Origin of the sequence: Faecalibacterium sp. IP-1-18 (assembly GCF_023347355.1) — a bacterium.
Taxonomy (GTDB): Bacteria; Bacillota; Clostridia; order Oscillospirales; family Ruminococcaceae; genus Faecalibacterium; species Faecalibacterium prausnitzii.
On record NZ_CP094472.1, the window covers coordinates 1,974,051 to 1,990,941 of the forward strand.

At 57.1% G+C, this 16,891-nt stretch carries 15 protein-coding genes and 1 tRNA gene; 1 reads left to right on the forward strand and 15 read right to left on the reverse strand.

Annotated features, from left to right (window positions below; genetic code table 11):
- Nucleotides 1-63 precede the first annotated feature (63 nt).
- From MTP43_RS09305 to MTP43_RS09345, 9 genes are all read right to left on the reverse strand, one after another.
- Complete coding sequence (locus tag MTP43_RS09305; RefSeq protein ID WP_005922060.1) at nucleotides 64-1,314, reverse strand: glycerate kinase type-2 family protein; 1,251 nt, start codon at nucleotides 1,312-1,314, stop codon at nucleotides 64-66.
- Nucleotides 1,315-1,391: 77 nt separating this feature from the next.
- Nucleotides 1,392-1,733: a hypothetical protein gene (locus tag MTP43_RS09310; RefSeq protein ID WP_117527402.1), complete on the reverse strand. Its 342-nt coding sequence runs from the start codon at nucleotides 1,731-1,733 to the stop codon at nucleotides 1,392-1,394.
- A gap of 83 nt (nucleotides 1,734-1,816) precedes the next feature.
- Nucleotides 1,817-3,001, reverse strand: a complete 1,185-nt coding sequence (locus MTP43_RS09315; protein ID WP_117527400.1) for a M15 family metallopeptidase — start codon at nucleotides 2,999-3,001, stop codon at nucleotides 1,817-1,819.
- Complete coding sequence (locus MTP43_RS09320; protein WP_117529510.1) at nucleotides 2,998-3,996, reverse strand: N-acetylmuramoyl-L-alanine amidase family protein; 999 nt, start codon at nucleotides 3,994-3,996, stop codon at nucleotides 2,998-3,000. Before MTP43_RS09320 ends, MTP43_RS09315 begins: the two co-directional genes overlap by 4 nt.
- 204 nt (nucleotides 3,997-4,200) lie before the next feature.
- Complete coding sequence (locus MTP43_RS09325; RefSeq protein WP_015537783.1) at nucleotides 4,201-4,791, reverse strand: hypothetical protein; 591 nt, start codon at nucleotides 4,789-4,791, stop codon at nucleotides 4,201-4,203.
- Between the two features lie 30 nt (nucleotides 4,792-4,821).
- Complete coding sequence (locus MTP43_RS09330) at nucleotides 4,822-6,171, reverse strand: alginate O-acetyltransferase AlgX-related protein (RefSeq protein WP_173016277.1); 1,350 nt, start codon at nucleotides 6,169-6,171, stop codon at nucleotides 4,822-4,824.
- A gap of 15 nt (nucleotides 6,172-6,186) precedes the next feature.
- Complete coding sequence (locus tag MTP43_RS09335) at nucleotides 6,187-7,617, reverse strand: MBOAT family O-acyltransferase (protein WP_015537782.1); 1,431 nt, start codon at nucleotides 7,615-7,617, stop codon at nucleotides 6,187-6,189.
- A 19-nt stretch (nucleotides 7,618-7,636) separates the two neighbouring features.
- Nucleotides 7,637-8,266 (reverse strand): transglutaminase-like domain-containing protein, encoded by a 630-nt coding sequence (locus tag MTP43_RS09340; protein WP_097783515.1) that lies wholly within the window; start codon nucleotides 8,264-8,266, stop codon nucleotides 7,637-7,639.
- Between the two features lie 288 nt (nucleotides 8,267-8,554).
- On the reverse strand, nucleotides 8,555-9,223 hold the full coding sequence (locus MTP43_RS09345; RefSeq protein ID WP_112121922.1) for a tetratricopeptide repeat protein: 669 nt from the start codon (nucleotides 9,221-9,223) through the stop codon (nucleotides 8,555-8,557).
- A gap of 243 nt (nucleotides 9,224-9,466) precedes the next feature.
- Here MTP43_RS09345 and MTP43_RS09350 point away from each other — a divergent pair, with 243 nt between their 5' ends.
- On the forward strand, nucleotides 9,467-9,610 hold the full coding sequence (locus tag MTP43_RS09350; RefSeq protein ID WP_005922075.1) for a hypothetical protein: 144 nt from the start codon (nucleotides 9,467-9,469) through the stop codon (nucleotides 9,608-9,610).
- 229 nt (nucleotides 9,611-9,839) lie between these two features.
- Here the strand turns inward: MTP43_RS09350 and MTP43_RS09355 are convergent.
- The 6 genes from MTP43_RS09355 to MTP43_RS09380 form a co-directional block, all read right to left on the reverse strand.
- A tRNA-Pro gene (locus MTP43_RS09355) sits at nucleotides 9,840-9,917 on the reverse strand.
- Between the two features lie 150 nt (nucleotides 9,918-10,067).
- Nucleotides 10,068-10,862: a ComF family protein gene (locus tag MTP43_RS09360; protein ID WP_005922078.1), complete on the reverse strand. Its 795-nt coding sequence runs from the start codon at nucleotides 10,860-10,862 to the stop codon at nucleotides 10,068-10,070.
- Nucleotides 10,862-13,036, reverse strand: coding sequence for an S-layer homology domain-containing protein (locus MTP43_RS09365; protein ID WP_113620932.1), 2,175 nt, complete (start codon nucleotides 13,034-13,036; stop codon nucleotides 10,862-10,864). The genes MTP43_RS09360 and MTP43_RS09365 overlap by 1 nt, the downstream gene beginning before the upstream one ends.
- Before the next feature lie 40 nt (nucleotides 13,037-13,076).
- A complete protein-coding gene (locus MTP43_RS09370; protein ID WP_005922082.1) occupies nucleotides 13,077-14,288 on the reverse strand; it encodes an ABC transporter permease in 1,212 nt (403 codons plus the stop codon).
- Complete coding sequence (locus MTP43_RS09375; protein ID WP_005922084.1) at nucleotides 14,285-15,034, reverse strand: ABC transporter ATP-binding protein; 750 nt, start codon at nucleotides 15,032-15,034, stop codon at nucleotides 14,285-14,287. The genes MTP43_RS09370 and MTP43_RS09375 overlap by 4 nt, the downstream gene beginning before the upstream one ends.
- Nucleotides 15,035-15,048: 14 nt before the next feature.
- A complete protein-coding gene (locus tag MTP43_RS09380; protein ID WP_005922086.1) occupies nucleotides 15,049-16,842 on the reverse strand; it encodes an HlyD family efflux transporter periplasmic adaptor subunit in 1,794 nt (597 codons plus the stop codon).
- Nucleotides 16,843-16,891: the final 49 nt, after the last annotated feature.

Sequence of the window (16,891 nt, forward strand, 5' to 3'; positions counted from 1 at the left end):
CCTGCCCGGATACTGCGGACAAAGCGGGGTCAAGCATTATGGGTGCGCCGGGCAGACAGAGTTTCAGGCGTCTGCCTGCGCTTCTCCCCCGATCAGCACCACGGCAACATCATTGACGTTGGTACCAGTAGCGCCTGTGATAATAAGCCCCTCCACCGCCTGCAAGGCGTGGTAGGCATCGTTGTTTTGCAGGGTGTCGAACACGTTCCGACCCGCTGCTGCCAGTGCTGCGGCGGTGTCGCCGTCCACATAGCCGCCGGCGGCATCGGTGGGGCCGTCGGTGCCGTCACTGCCCACGGAGAACACTGCGGCGTTCTGTCCCGCCAGCGCCGGGGCTGCGGCCAGCGCCAGTTCCTGATTGCGTCCGCCCAGCCCTTTGCCGGTCAGGTGCACCACGGTTTCCCCGCCCGCGATAAAGGCCAGCTTTTTCCCCTGCCCCGCATGGGTGCGGGCGATGGCACTCAGAAAGCTGCCTGCCTCCTTGGCTTCGCAACAGAGCCGGTCGGTGAGGAGGATGGGCTCATATCCCAGCTCCCGGCAGGCTTTAGCGGCAGCAGTGCACAGCTCTCGGACGCTGCCGGTGATATGAGTGGTCACGTTGTCAAGGGCTTTCGGCGTTTCCTGTGCCAGCAGCGCCTTCGCCTGTTCCGACAGGTTCAGGTGGTATTTCTCCGCAATGGCAAGCGCTTGTGCACAGGTGGAGGAATCCGGCACCGCCGGGCCACTGGCGATCATATCCAGCGGGTCACCCAGAATATCGCTGAGCACGATGCTGAACACCCTTGCAGGCACGCAGTGCTGCGCGAACCGCCCGCCCTTGACTCCGGACAGCCGCTTGCGGATGGTATTCATCTCCACGATATCGGCTCCGCTGGCAAGGAGCTGATTGGTGATGTCCTGCAATTCCCCGCCGGGGACAAGCGGCTTTTCAAACAGGGCGCTGCCGCCGCCGGAAAGCAAAAACAGCACCGTGTCCTCTGCGGTCAGCCCCTGTACCAGCGCCAAAGCTTTTTCGGTGGCTGCAAAGCCGTTGGCATCCGGTACGGGATGACCTGCCTCATAACAATTTACACCGGGGATTCTGCCTTTTACATGGCCGTACTTGGTCACCACCACGCCGCCGTCCACGCGCCCCAGTGTCTGCACGGCGGCGTATGCCATCTGCCAAGCGGCCTTGCCTGCCGCCACCAGCAGCACTCTGCCGCCTCCGGGCTGAAAGTCCTCCAGCGCGCGGCACACGGCTTTATCCGGCAGAACCGCCTGAATGCTGGAACAGATGATCTCATCCGCATCCCGCCGCAATGTGGTATTCATAATACAGTCCTCCTAACAGAGTTTGCCCATTCTCGATCCGAATGACCTGCTGCGCAATTTCCGAGTGATGCAGGGCTTTACGCGGTCAGGTCTTTTTTGCCGGGGTTCAGGACGAGCCACACGCCCTCGCCTTCACGGTTGCGGTTTTCGTGGCTGCCATAGTAGACATAGAGCTTGCTCAGGGATACCGCACCGATCTCTTCCGCAGTGGGGGCGGCGGCAGTCAGGGCTTCGGCGGTGACTGCGCCGTTCTCGGCTTCGCTCACGTCTGCCCATGCGGTCTCGTTGGCAGTCGTCAGTTCATTCACCTCGGCACGGCCCATGTATGCCGGAATATGTTCCGGGTCAAGGCCGATAGCTTCCGTAAAAGACGCCACAGCCTCGGTGTAGTTCAGCTCGGTCAGGTATTTCCGTCCCAACTCGATCTTATCCGCTGCCGTAACCGCTTTTTTGCTTTTTTCAGTTGCTACATTTTGTATTCCTCCAAAGCGCAACCCCAAAGTTATGCTTCAAACATTTTCCAGCTGACACAGCCGTCCAGCCAGAATTTTCCGTTTCCAGAGGTCATGCGCACCTTATTCTGTGCATCCAGATCGTTAAAGTGCCACCACTCCGAGGCCAGCGGTGTCATGCCTGCATTGGTACAGTACCCCTGCAGCCGCCGCGCACCGTCTGTCATGGATGCCGATGCAGTGGCCCGCTTCCATGCGGTGGCCGAATTAGAAGTTACCGGGCCGGTAAAGCAGGCCGCCGCACTGCTCAGCTCGTGCATGGCAGAGGGCATGGCGTATTCCTCACCGGTCACCTGTACAAAGGGACACCCCGCCATGCTGTGCTCTGTCTGCTCAGTGATGCGCAGCAGGGTCGTGTCCATTGCCACACCGCGCTGATGGTTGGAAAGAGACGTTGCAATAAACCAGCCGATATTCCACGCGCCCTTGTTCAGCGCCGTCATCAGTTCCTTGTCCATCCTTGCCTTGGCGTACACCGCATCCTTTACCAGCATCTGCACCTCATAGGGTCGGAATGTCTCTATGATCTTCAGGCAATCGCCCTCCTTCAAAGCATTTTTCTGCGCTGCACCAACCTTTTTTGCCATAGCGTAATTGATAGGCATTAGATACTCATCCCGCCCAAGGCGCTGGTTGTAGAACAGGCCGTCATACAGTTTCTGTCCCGTAATGCCTTCAATATCCTTTCCGCAGGTTTTAAAGATCGATGCCTTGGCATTGGGGTTTTCGTATACGATGGAAGGCAGAACATCGGGCAGATTGATCATACACAGTTCATTTTCCAACCAGCCCACGGTGCCGTCCAGCAGGCAGACCTGCCAATATGCGCCAGACTCCTGCCGGATATAAAACATATCTCCCGCTGCAAGTCTGCGCAGTACCGTACTGGCCCCATCCGGTCTCTCGTACAGCAGCATCACAGCCGCCCCTGCAAAGCCTGTTGAACCTTCCAACGGCAGTTCGAAGTTCTGGGGAACGCGGATACCATCCCGCAGAACCGCATTGTCGTCCAGTGCTGCATTCCACATCGGTCCGGTTTCAGAGACCGGATCACTGACTTCCTGCTGCTGCCAGCTGACAGCCCGCTCTTCCACTGTGGGGTTCTGGCAGCCCGTCAGAAGCCATGCGCATGCCATGGCCGAAAGGCACAGAAAATCACGTCTTGTTGTTTTCATGTATTTTCCGTCCCTTCTTCCTGCTGTTCCTGTGCCGGAGTTTCCGGCGCTGTCGGTGCCTTCAATGCGGTCTCCTGCTCTGCCGCCGATCCCTCCGGCGACTGCGTCGGCTGTTGTGCCGCCGGGGCAGTCTGCCCCGCTTCCGTTGTTTCGGTCTGTGTCGGCTGCGCTTCCAGCAGTTCTTCCTCCGGCGGTTCGCCCTCTGCATCCTTTGCAAGATCGTCCTCCGGTGCCTGATCCCCAACCGGCTGAACACTGCCGCTGCCGTTCAGGTTGCTGCTAAGTGCGCCCTCCCCGAATGTGCCCGACTGACTGACGCCGTTGATAAAATAGTAGCTTTTTTCATGGGAATGATCCCATCCCTGCTTCGGTTCTCCATTTGTCCCAAAAGCATAGGGCTGGCCATCGATCACACACCACCCGGTCATCTGATTTCCGTTGCCGTCCAAATAGCGCGTGCCCGCATCCGTTTCAACCCAGCCGGCCTGACTGACACCGTCCACAAAGAAATAATCCTTTCCATCGATCTCTGTCCAGCCCTGTGCCGGTGCGCCGCTGTTGTCGTAGTATTTCAGGACGCCGTCCGTTTTTTTCCAACCGTTCAGTCGGTTTTTGACCCGTCCATCGCTATCCAGTTCCCAGACCTTTCCGTCCTCCTGATAAGTACCGGTGCGCGGATGTCCGGTTTCGTCAAAGCAGTACTGCACTCCGTCCAGCATGATCCAGCCGGTGTACAACTGTCCGGTCTCCGGTTGGAAATAGTAGTATTTTCCGTCTATCTTCGCTTCGCCCTGGGTGAGCTCTCCATCTGCGTTGGCATAGCCGACATAGCCGTTCTCTTCAATCCAGCCGACCTTCAAAAAGTTGTTGCTGCCAAAATAGTAGAGCTTATAGTTGATCTCATACAGCCCCTGCGCACGGGTGCCGGTAGTCGGCGAGATATAGTAGCGATGCAGTCCTTCGCCGTGCCACCCCGTAGTCTTACTCTGGATCACATTGTAAACTCCAAAAGCGGCCCCTGTGAGCAGACACAGGCACACCAGTACTACACCGACGGCTTTCAGCGGCGTTGCCGCCCTTCTTCTGCGCGTATTCTGCGTCACGCTAAACCGATATCGTTTGATCTTCTGGCGTTTCATTCTCATCTTCCCATATAAAGATTCAGCCCCCGGTGGAATGCCAGAGGCCGAATTTCATGTTTAATAGGCGTCCTGTACCGTCTCTTTACCGTTTTCACGGTAGGTCGTCACAGTAAAGCCGTTGTAATACAGCAGGCCATCCTCGCCATCACCGATGCAGCTGGAAGCATACTCCGAACTGTTCGGCTTGCCAATAGCGGCATACAGCTTGGAAACGTCTTTGCCCACATACTTCAGGGCAGTTTCCAGGCTGGCAGTTTCTGCCGGAGCAGTTTCTGTAACGGGCTTGCTTTCCACAGGCTCCGTCTTTTCTTCTTTGGAGGAAGCAGCCGTCTCCTGCTTTGCAGGCTTAGATTTTGCCGCAGTCTCGGCCTTGGATTCGGCCTTGGATTCGGCCTTCGACTCTGCCTTGGATTCGGCCGGTTTCTCCGATGCCGCCTCGCTTACCGCAGAAGAAGCTTCAGAAACTGCCTCCGAGACAGCCTCGCTTTCCGGCACAGCCTCCGACGAAGCAGCCTCCAATGCCACAACGGAAACCGATTCGGATTCCACAGCCGAGGAAGCGGTCGTTTCTGCTTTTGCCCCGCATCCCGATGCCAGAAGCATCGCACCGCAGAGCACTACACCCATCATCTTATAGTTTACATTCATTTTGTTTGTTCCTTCTTTCTATTCTTTCAGTCAGTCGGCCAAGGCGCAGAAGACCCATTCACCGTCCGACAGAAATGCTGCTTTTAGTTGCTGCTCCCGCACATTCTGCGGAAGATACGCCGTAAACGGCTGTGTTCCCTCTCCGCAGGGGGAGGCTTCGTAGGTTCCGGTCTCTGCCAGAATGTAGATCGGAGAGTCGTCATCCACACGCTGCCCGCTCAGATCGCCTGTCAGGCAGAAAGTTTCCTCCATTCGGCTGTCCTTCCGTTGTGCCTTCGCACTTGTACCGGTATCTGCTGCCGGGACTGCCGTGCGTTCCGGAGCAGGCATTTCCGGGGCGCGTTCCAGCAGCCAGTTCAGGTTGCGTTCCACCAGTTCCACCAGCAGCACATCGGGATGCTCTTCTGTAACAGCCGTCAAAAGGTAGGGCATATTCCGGGAGAAACAGGCATTGCCGTAGCTCTGTGCCAGAAAAGGATGCAGATTGATGCCAAAGGAATCGCGGTATACAAAAATGCTTTCGTCTGCCGCCGAATTTTCCGTGTGGATCGTGATATCATCTGCCGAGTGGAATTTTTCGTCATACTGATAGGTAAAGTCGTATGCCGTATCCTGTTCCGTCTCGTTTCCGGCAGGGTACACCATCTCATACAGATCGCCGGTATGCGGGGATGTTTTTCCATTGATGCAGGAATCAAACTCCGCTTCAGAGCCTTTCAGTTCTTTCAGCAAAGTCTGTGCTGCCAGCTGTGCGCCCCGCATATTCCAGTGGCTGTCCCGACGGTAATACAGCTGCTCTTCGTGGTCAGACAGTGTTTTGAACAGATCCACATACCGGACATTCTGCTGTTCCATCTGCTGCTGAAGCAGTTGGGCGTTCCGTACGGAGGCTGCCGTATACCGTGTCGGCATCTGACCGCCATACAGGGAATTTTTATTGGGTGCGATGGTAAAGCAGAACCCAATGCCGTTCTCTTCGCAGTATTCCTGCATCAGACCCAGTACATGAGCGGCCGCATAACTCTGCCGGGCTGTAAAGGGTTCTGCGCCGGTATAGTCCGCAAGGGTGCTTTTATAGAACAGCCAATCGTCTTTTCCCAACAGCACACTGCTGCTGTCCAGCGTTTTGAGCACGGTTCCGGTAAGCTGATCGTTCAAGGTGATCATCTCATGACGGAGCCCGAAATGATCCGCAAAATAATCCGAAAACTCATTCAGGATACCGGTATTGAAGCTGCCATCCTCTTTCCGTAATTCAGGAAAGGATGCAAGCTGCTCATTGCCCACCGCTTTTTCCGTCTGCCAAGGCATCACAGCCACAGGCAAAATGCAAATTGTGGCAATGACCCCCACAAACAGGATATATCCTAATTTTTTCACTTGCATTTTTCCACCTCAGAACTGGAAATAGATAAAAGGCACATAGGATGCAGCCGACAGATGCAGGATATCCACCAGCAAAAGCGCCAGCGCCCCTGCATAACTCAGTGCCTGAAGGCATGCATACACGCTTCCGGTCTGCTGCTCTGCTTTACGGCAGACCAGCGGCAAAACCGGCGTACTGCCCACAAGGCCAACCGCCAGTGCAAACAGGGTCAGCGGGGTCAGACACTGCGCCAGCAGCAGCCCTGTCTGCGCAGAGGCAGAGCCCCCGGAAAACATGGCTCCTATCATTGAGAAGGCCTGCCCCATGTTGTCTGCACGGAAGATCACAAAGCCAACCAGCACCACAAGCAGGGTGTACAAATGTTTCAGCACCGCACACGCAGGGTTCCGCCCGCCTTTGCCATGTTTTTCCAGTCCGAACAGCTTTTTAACGGCGTCCTCTGCCACGATAAAGAAGCCATGCCATAGGCCCCAGACGATAAAGGTCCAGTTTGCACCATGCCACAGCCCCGTGCAGAAAAACACGATCAGCTTGTTCCAGTAAGTCTTTGCCTTGCCCTTCCGGTTGCCGCCCAATGGGATATACAGGTATTCCCGGAACCAGGTGGAAAGGGAGATATGCCATCTGCGCCAGAATTCCTGAATACTGGCCGAGATGTACGGATAGTTAAAGTTTTCCTTGAAGTGGAACCCAAAGCACAAGCCCAGGCCGATGGCCATATCGCTGTATCCGCTGAAGTCGAAATAGATCTGCATCAGATAGCACACCGCGGCCAGCCAAGCCGTCCGGCTGTCCAGCACAGAGCGGTCGGCGTTGTAGATCAGTGCTACAACATTGCCGCAGATATCGGCGATCAGCAGCTTCTTGCTCAGGCCCACAATAAACCGGCGCAGGCCTTTTGCCAGCTGCTCCAGCGTATTTCGGCGGCTATGTATCTCATCTGCCACGTCCTCATAGCGGATGATCGGTCCTGCCACCAACTGTGGAAACAGAGCAATGTACAGCAGTACATCCCGGAAATGAGTGCTCTTCAGGCGTTCATTCCGGTATACATCGATCACATAACTCAGCCCTTGAAAGGTGAAGAACAAGATACCCACCGGCAGAACGATGGAAGGCACCGGGATCGTCACGCCCGGCAGCCGGTCTACTGTCTGTACCAGAAAAGTCAGATACTTGAAAATACCCAAGATTCCCAGATTAACGGCCACAGCGGCATAGAGCACGCTCTTTCGCCCGGAGACGAACAGACCGGCCAGATAATTGCAGAACACAGAGAACAACAGCAGCAGAACATACCACAGCCCGCTGAAGGCATAGAACAGCAGACTGGCTGCGACGAGCCAGAGATTTTTTGCTTCCCGCCCGGGCAAAAGATAATAGCATCCCAGCACGATGGGCAAAAACAGAAACAAGAAAATTACGGAACTAAAAACCATTTTTCGGCTACCTCAGCAATCACGGAAACTGGTAGCTGAACACCGTTTTATTCAGCGGCATTTTATACATATTATATTCTGCATGGCCGTATCTGCCGGCACGATAGCCCCACTCCAGTTCCACATCATAGATATAGGGAACTCCGTTCTCGCAGATCATGACCCATGCATGGTCCGAGTCCTTGCGGCCCACACCGCCAGACACTACATAGGCATTGTAGCCCAGCCGCCGGGCCATATAAAGGAACTGGCCTGCAAAGCAGTAGCAGTTGCCCTTTTTGTGTTCAAACATGAACAAAGCGCTCTCTTCTGCCCAAGCCGTTGTGCCTCTTGCCTGATGCGGACGGGCAAGGTATGCGCCGTGATCCCGGACATACAAATAGGCGGCGCGCAGCTTTTGCGCCTTCGTCATGCCAGAGTTTGTGCACGCAGCCAGTGCCTGATCCACATAGCTGTCCAGCGTTGCATTGCCAGAGGTATAGCGGCCATTCGCATCAAAAGTAAGGTATTCTACCGCGCTGTTCGTCAGGAACGAGCCATCCTCTTTGACATAGTACATTCCTCCGTCGATCTCGTGCAAACCCTTGGCGTACCGATCGATGGCATAGCCATTCTTCGAAACATGATACAGCTTGCCGTCAATCGTCACAAAGCCACCTGTGCCGGTGCGTCTACTGACTGCACCGCGTATGCAGTCGGCACCAGAAGCATGGCCGACATTGCAAGAATAACAGCCGTTACACTAAGTTTTTTCAGCATTTTTTCATACCCCTTAATCGATTGATTTTTATTGATACTCGTTCCAGATCTGTTCCTTCAGCTTTTTTTCCTGCTGCGCAGGATCCATGCTGAAACGACTGCCGCAACAGCCGAAACGATCATGCCAACGATTCCAACCACAAAAAAGATCTGTCCGGTAGACGCAGGTATTCCCTCCTTATTTGAGCCATCCGCTGGTGCGGAGCTGGTCGATCAGAAGATAGGCCATCTGCATATCAAAACGATAATCCGATGGATACTGCTCCTGCAGATCTTTCAAAACCTTTTCAGCTTCACTGTACTGATCCAATGCCTGCAGTACAGTTGCCAGATTCAACCGGGTGGCAATAGTATCGTAGCCGCTGTCCACCAGTTCCTCCAGCAGTTGCTGCGCTTCAGCATAGTATTCTTCTGCATTTTCTTTGTCAGATGCTGCCTGCTGCATCATAAGATCCGCAAGCATCTCCTTTTGAAGCACAGCCTGACCTTCCGGAAGGTTCTGGCATCCCTGTTTCAGAATGCGCACAGCCTTTTCCATATCGTCCTGATTCAGCGCTGCATTTGCGGCTGACAGGTAAGCATGGCTCAGGAGCTGCGGGTCCTCCACCTCATTGAACACTTTTATGTAAAGCGCAAGCGCCTGATCATAGTTCTTTTGCAAGGACAGAATCTCTGCCGCAACCAGATCACAGTCACCGAAGGAAGCGCCTTTTTTCTGCAATGTATCCAGCTCCTGCTGTGCCTCTTCCAGCTTTCCATCATTGGCAAGTGCAATAGCAAGACCCCCGATAGCTTTCAGTACCTGCTCCCTGTAACCGGACGGCCGCCTGCAGTTCCAGCACCGCATTGGCGTAATCCTTATCATAATACTTAAAGATCGAGCAGATCGTAGAGTACCCCACTCTACAGCCACTATTCTTTTTTAGATTTTACAGCTAATTCCGCAATCGGTCAATGAAAAACACTCCAAAATCCAATTTTTTTGGGGGGAAAAATTGTTTGACGCAATCGACAGTATTGCCCAAAACCCGACAATTTGATTGTATGCTCCGTCAAACAGGCCCATTAAACAAAAAGAATTGTATCGCCGATGCAGGCGTTGGGCGTGGATATCCAGACCATCCAGAGCATCGTAGGCCATGCCGATACCGAGATGACTGAGCATGATCTCCATGTTCAGGAATCCATTCGGCAGAGTGCGGTCCAGTTGTTCAGCGAGGCGTTTTCGGCCTGAAAATTGGACGGAACGGCACGAATTATCGCGAGCCAGCTTTTCAAATCGTTGGCATCAACGCTGGCTCGCATATCGCAGCAGATGATGTTGCGTCAAAAAAGCCCACTTGCCCCTGCGATTGACCAGATAAAATCTTTGGCATTGTGGTCAAAATTGTGGTCAAAGCCAAATGAGGCCAGCCTATAAACAAAAAAGTCCAACGATTTCTAACGTGAAATCGTTGGACTTATGGTCCGAGTGGCGAGAATCGAACTCACGGCCTCTTGAACCCCATTCAAGCGCGCTACCAAAACTGCGCTACACCCGGATATCTGTTTGCTTTTGCCGCTCACAGCTTGATTAGTATACCCGACTTTGTCCGTTTTGTCAAGCGCTTTTTCCAAATTTCTGATGCAGTTTTTACATTTTACTGTCCCGGCTTTTGCCCGCCAAAAGGATGCGCGAAAGAGCGTTATTTTCAAAAATCGCGATACACATCTTCCTCATCGTCCTCATGGATGGGGGTGGTGTCGTCCGGCGGTGCGCCAAACTCCACCGTGGCAAAGGCCAGCGCGAATACGCTGTCTGCCCCGGCGTGAAGCAGTGCCTGCGCGCAGGCGGCAGCTGTTGTGCCGGTGGTGATGACGTCATCCACCAACAGGATGCGCTTGCCCTCCAGCTGCTGCGGCTGTGCCGCCCGGAAAGCACCTGCCACGTTGGCTATGCGCTGTTCCAGCGGCAGACCGGCCTGATGCCGTTTGGCGCGGGTGCGCTCCAGTGCCTGCGGTGCCAACGGCACCTCCATAGCCTTGGCCAGCGGCAGCGCCATCAGTTCCGGCACATTGTAGCCGCGCCTTTTACCGGAGGCCGGCACCGGTACGATCAGGTCGTACCCGATGGCCGCCCACGGCACCGGCTGCGGGAGCAGCTCGCCGTACTGCACGGTCAGTTCACCGCCAAAGGCCAGCTGTACCAGACGGTTGCCCATCTCCACAGCCCGCCACGGCTTGCCCTGATACTTTGCGTTCAGGATGCCGCGCCGCACACAGCCGCTGTAACGGTAGGGCGCAGCCGCACCGGCCAGATTGCTGATATAGTGCTGCGCCGGGTCCAGCCGGATGCCCGGCTTGCGACGCAGCGTTTCCAGCTGCACTGCACAGTCCGGGCAATCTCGTACATCCCCCAGCACCCGGCCGCAGAAGGGGCACTCGCGCGGGTAGAGCAGCTGCCGTACCGCCCGCAGCGCCCTGCGCCGGGGGTCATAGTAGTCCATCAGTCCTTTTTGACCGCCACGATCACCCGCACGCGCTTGCCTGCTGCGCAGCCAAAGTTATCGTACCAGCCGGTCAGGTAGTAGCCCTCAGAGTTCACCTCAGAGAGCTTGGTGGCGTAATACTGCCCCTTGTACCATAGGTACACCTGCATATCGTCAGCCGTCTCGTAGCGGGTGCCGTTGCTCATCACCGAGGCTGCACCCACCTGATCGATCTTCATGGGCATCAGCTGGATCATGGCCTTTACCGTGCCGTTCACGTTTTGCCGCACTGCCAAACCGCCCGCCAGCACCGGATACTTGATGGAGGTGGAAAAGCTGGCCTGACTGCCGTTGACGTAGCAGATGTAGGTAGCGCCGCCGCCCACAAAATTGAGGATGGTGCTCATAGGCTGGCCGGTAATGTTGGCCAGCTGCTTGAGACCGATGCTCAGCAGCGAGCCGGAACTGCTGGTGATGCGGTTCCAGACCGTGCTCAGCAGCGAGCCGTCGATCACGCCCCACAGGATCTCGCTAGTGGTGGGCACCAGCACACTGCGCAGATCGTCCACCACGGTGGTGGTGGTGGTGCCGCCGGTAGAGCCGGAACCGGAGGAGCCGTCCCCGGTGGAACCACTGCCGGAGCCGGAAGAACCGTTCCCGGAAGAGCTATCCCCCGAGCCAGAGGAGCCACTGCCGGTCAGGGTGCCCAGAATGGAACTGGCGTTGAAGGCCAGATTCTTCACATCGTCCAGCACGCCGTATTTCCACAGATCGCCGGTGACATCGTTCAGGATCAGGCGGTCGATCTGTCCCTGCTCATTCAGCGTATAGTAACGCACAGCCAGCGTGTTCAGCTTTGTCCCCGCTATTCGGCTGGGACGAACCGTCCCAGCCAACCCCTCCGATGTCGTATCCAGAATTTGTACGTCATCGGCCAGAGTATAGTCCCCCAGCGCGGTGGCGGTGTCGTTGATGGTGCCGCTGACCGATTTGGACTCGATGGCGGTCACCTGTTCCCCTTCGGGGGTCACGCTGATCTCCACCAGCCAGCCGGTGGGGTAGTTCAGGCTTTTGTCGATATTCACAGTGCGGGTAATGCCGTCGGTGCACATCACCGAGATCTTTTGCAGCACGTCTGCGCCGTTATCCTCTACAAGGCTGCGGGTAGCGGTCTGCACCACGCCATAGAACACGCTGTCGGCTTCCTCGCCGGTGATCACATCGGCTACCTCGTTGTCCATGCCCAGCAGCAGGGTGACCACTTCGCCCACGCCGCCGCCGTTCAGGGAGGAGATCTTGGACGCCACGGCAGAGCTGCCCAGCGTGTAATTGCTGCCCGCCACGGTCAGCGCGGTAGGCGCGCTGGCGCTGGGCGATACTGCCGTGATGCGGCCTGCGGCGCGGCGGGTGTAGATCCACACCGTCTGCAGGCTCTCGCTGTAATAGTACACGTCGTACTTGTTCAGCTCTGCCGAAGCAGAGGCCTTATCGTTGCGGTAGACGCTCACCGGCGTAAAGGGCAGCTGGGTGCCCTCTTCTGCTACAAAGGGACCCTTGCGGCTCTTGAGCAGCACCGAAGAGGTATCCACCTGACCGTTGGACACCGTAAAGCCCAGCGAGCTGCCGTAAGCGCTGCCGCTGGCGGTGTTGGCGCGCAGGGCGTTGTACAGCAGCAGGGTGCTCTGCTCGTAGGTCATGGCCTGTCCCTGCGTGCAGGTCAGCTGATCCCGCAGACCGATCTGCTGCGCCTTGTTCAGCTGTGCCTGCGGGAAGGAGCCGGTCATGTCGGTGGTCTTATAGCTCAGCAGCTTCAGCACCGCCGCACAGGCTTCCTCCAGCGTGACGGTGTTGTCCGGGCGGAAGGAGCCGTCGGTGTAACCGTTCATCCAGCCCTGCTGCACCGCAATGCGGATGTAGGGTGCCCACTGGGAGCTGCCGGGCACATCCCGGTACAAAGTGCCCACCGTGCCCTGTGCGCCTACGCTCTCCCGGTAGGTGGAAAAGGACACCAGCATTTTGGCAAAAGCGCCGCGGGTAATGTTGGCGCTAAGCTCCTGACCGGTGGGCACAGCGCCCAGAGTAATAGCCGTCTGCAGGGCCGTGTTGTTGATGCTGGCCGCCGAGACCGGCAGCACCAGCACCGACACCGCAATGCTGACCGCCAGCAGAAATGCGAGAATCCGTTTTTTCATTGGTCGTACCTCTTGTTCTTTGTTTATCACGCCGCCGCGATCAATCGTAGCGCAATGCTTCAATGGGGTTCAGCCGGGCTGCGCGCCGCGCCGGCAGATAGCCGAACAGCACGCCGATGCCCACCGAGATGCCAAAGGCCACCACAATGGAGTTGAAGGAGGGGCTTACCGTAACAGTGGTATCGGTCATGAACATGGGCAGCACCTTGTTTGCCGCCATGGACACCGCATAGCCCAGCGCAATGCCTAAAACGCCGCCCAGCGCCGAGGTAGTGGCTGCTTCCACCACAAACTGCGCCAGAATGGTGCGCTCCTTTGCGCCCAGCGCCTTGCGGATGCCGATCTCGCGGGTGCGCTCGGTCACAGACACCAGCATGATGTTCATAATGCCGATGCCGCCCACCAGCAGCGAGATGCTGGCAATGCCGGTAAGTATCACGATGACCATGTTGATCATCTTGTTCATTTCCTCCAGCCACTCGCTGGCGCTGTACACATAGTAGCCGTTTTCGGTCTTGAGGATCGACATCAATTCCTCTTCCATCGTGCTCTTGGCCTCGTTGGCAAGGCTTTCGTCGGCCATCATGGCGGTGTAGCAGTCCACCATGCTTTGGCTGGAAAGCCGCATCACGGTGGTGTAGGGCAGGTAAACGCAATCGTCATCGCTGCCCTGCTGCATAGTGGGGTCGCTGACTTTGGCAGACAGCACACCTACGACGCGGAACTTGTTGGCACCGATCTTGAGCGTCTGCCCCACACCGTTGCCGCCAAAGGCTACGCGGTTGAGGTAATCGCCGATGACGCAGACCTGCTTGTTGTCCTGCATATCCATGTATTGCAGGCCGCGCCCCTGAACGATCTGGTAATTCTTCATTTCGGTAAAGTTTTCGTCCACACCGCTCATGTTGGACCAGCGGTAGCTGGTGGTACCGATCTTCAGCGTACCGCTGGCTTTGCCGCTGAAGTTGACCTGCGGCGACACCGCCTTGATCAGGTCGGAATGCCGCTGGCAGATATCATACATCTCCTCCACCGACACGGAGCGGGAGCCGTAGCCCCACACCTGAATGCTGAGGGTGTTGGTGCCCAGTGCGGAAAAGCTGTCCCGCATGCTCTTGGTCATGCCGTTGCCCAGACCCACGATGACGATGACCGCCATCACGCCGATGATGATGCCCAGCATGGTCAGAAAGGTGCGCAGCTTGTTGCTCCACACGTTCTGGATGGCCTGCCGGAAGGTTTCAAAGATCATGCCTGTTCCTCCTTTTCCGGCGTTTCGGGCAGCAGGGTGGGCTGCACCATGGCCTCCGGTGCGTGGGAGTCGCCGTCATACACCACCTGACCGTCCTCCAGCCGGATGATGCGGTCGGCCTGCACGGCAATGGAATTGTCGTGGGTGATCAGCACTACGGTGTGTCCCTGCTTGTGCAGCTGCTGCAAAAGCCCCAGCACCTCGCGGCCGGTATGGGAGTCCAGCGCGCCGGTGGGCTCGTCCGCCAGAATGACCGGCGGGTTGCGCACCAGTGCCCGCGCAATGGACACGCGCTGCTGCTGGCCGCCGGAAAGCTGGTTGGGGCGGTTTTTCAGCTTGTCGCCAAGCCCCACCTGCTCCAGCACCTCCCGGGCGCGGATGTGGCGCTCGGCGCGGGAGATGCCCGCATACACCAGCGGCACCTCCACGTTTTCCATCAGGTTCAGCCTGGGCAGCAAATTGTATTGCTGGAAGATAAAGCCCAGCATCTCGTTGCGGACAGCGGCCAGCTCGTTGCGGTTCATCTTGCCCACATCCCGGCCATTGAGCCGGTAGGTGCCGTAGGTAGGCACATCCAGACAGCCGATGATGTTCATGCAGGTGGATTTGCCCGAACCGGACTGACCCACGATGGCCACGAACTCGCCTTTTTCGATTTTCATGGTGATGTGGTCGGCAGCCTTTACCGTGGTATCGCCCATCTGGTAATATTTGCAGACTTCATCAAACTCGATCAGAGCGCTCATTCATCCCTCCTGCGTCAATCCACCACGACTGCGCCGGCCTCGGCGGGGTCGATGCCCTCTGCGGGCTCTTCAGCGTCCGCTGCGGGGGCTTCACCGTTTTCCGTCTCCTCCGGCAGCGTCTCCTCGCCGCCCTCGGCAAGGTCTGCATTGTTTCCGGCGCCGCCGATCACTTCGCCGTCCATATCGTCATAGCCGCCGTCGTCATAGTAGCTGTCGCTGCTCACGGAGCTGGGGTCGTAGGCGATGGTATCACTCTCGGACAGGCCGCTGGTCACCTGCGTATAGTTGTCGTCGCTGACACCGGTCTTGACCTTGACATACACATAGCCCTCCGGTGCGCTCATGGAATCATCGGCGTTCACGGCGCTGGGAGAATCCTGCCGCACCAGCACATAACCGCCCCGCACAATGGCGGCATTGGGCACGGTGAGCGCATTTTTCGCCTGCGCCACCACGATCTCGGCGTTGGCATTCATGCCCGGGCGCAGACCATCGGTCTCGTCAATGCGCACGGTCACCGGGTAGGTGGTGGTACCGCCGCTGGTATCACCCTTCATGGACACACGGGTGACCAAGCCCTCGTAGGTCTTATCCTTCACGGCATCTGCGGTCACCTGTACGGACTGCCCCACCTTCAGGCTGCTGACCTGCAGCTCGTCCACGTTGATGGTCATTTCCAGATAACTCAGGTCGTAGATGGTGCACAGGTCGCTGCCGGTGCTCAGGGCATCGCCCACCTTGGCATTTTTCTCGATGATGGTGCCGCTGATGGGCGAGGTGATGGTGTAGTTATCCATGGCGTCCTGCATATTTTGCATGGACAGTTCCGCGCCGCGCAGGGTCTCGGAGGCAGACTGGATGGACTCTGTCAGTTCCTCACCGCTGAGGGTCAGGATGATATCGTCCTTGTTCACGCTGCCGCCCTCCCGCACATTGATGGCGGTGACGGTACCGGAAGCCAGCGCAGTCAGGGTACGCTCGGCCTGATACTGGAAGTTGGCTGCTGCAATGGAGCTCACCCCGTTGATAGTAGCCGTTGCAGCCTGTGCCGTGGTCAGACCACCCGCATTGGACACCGAGAGGGTCACAGTGCGGGTGAGCAGGTTGCCCGTGCTCAGGGCATCGGTGCCGGTCACAGCGGTAATAGTGCCGGGCAGCACCTCAAAAGTACCGTCCAGCGTCACCTGGGCGGTCTGCCCCGCCGAGAAGTTAGCAGCATCCGCAGCCGGGAACTCCAGCACCAGATTCATCTTGGAGCTGTCCCGCACCACGGCCACCTCCTGACCGCTCTTTACCTCATCGCCCTTGTTCACCTTCAGGCTGCTGACGACGCCCGCCACCTCGGCACGCACATACTGATGGTCGGCGGTCTTGTCGTAGCTGCGCTGCGCCTGCTGCAGGGTGATGGCTGCCTGCTCCACCTTGGTGGTTGCATCGGAGGAATCCACCGTGTAGAGCACAGTGCCCTCCTCCACGATATCGCCCTCCTCAAAGCCGCCGGTCAGCACCTTGCCGGGCACCAGCGATTTGACGCTGTAAGTATTGGCAGGCTTCAGCGTACCAGTGCCGCTGAGCGTGTTGGAGACATCCCGGGTCTCCGGCACTGCTTCTGTATAGGAAGTATCCACGTTGGCGGGCTTTGCACCCTTGGGCTTCAGCAGCCACCAGCCGCCTGCCAGCACCACGATGGCCACCGGCACCAGCCACTTCCAGTTCTTTTGGGCAAAGGCTGCTGCACCGCCTTTTTTGGGTGCAGCCGCTGCGTCCTGCTGCGGGTCGGCGGGCTGTTTAGACTTGTTCCAGATCATTCTTGCCGTTCCTCCTAGGTTCTTTTATGACAAGGTGCTTTTTGCAAAA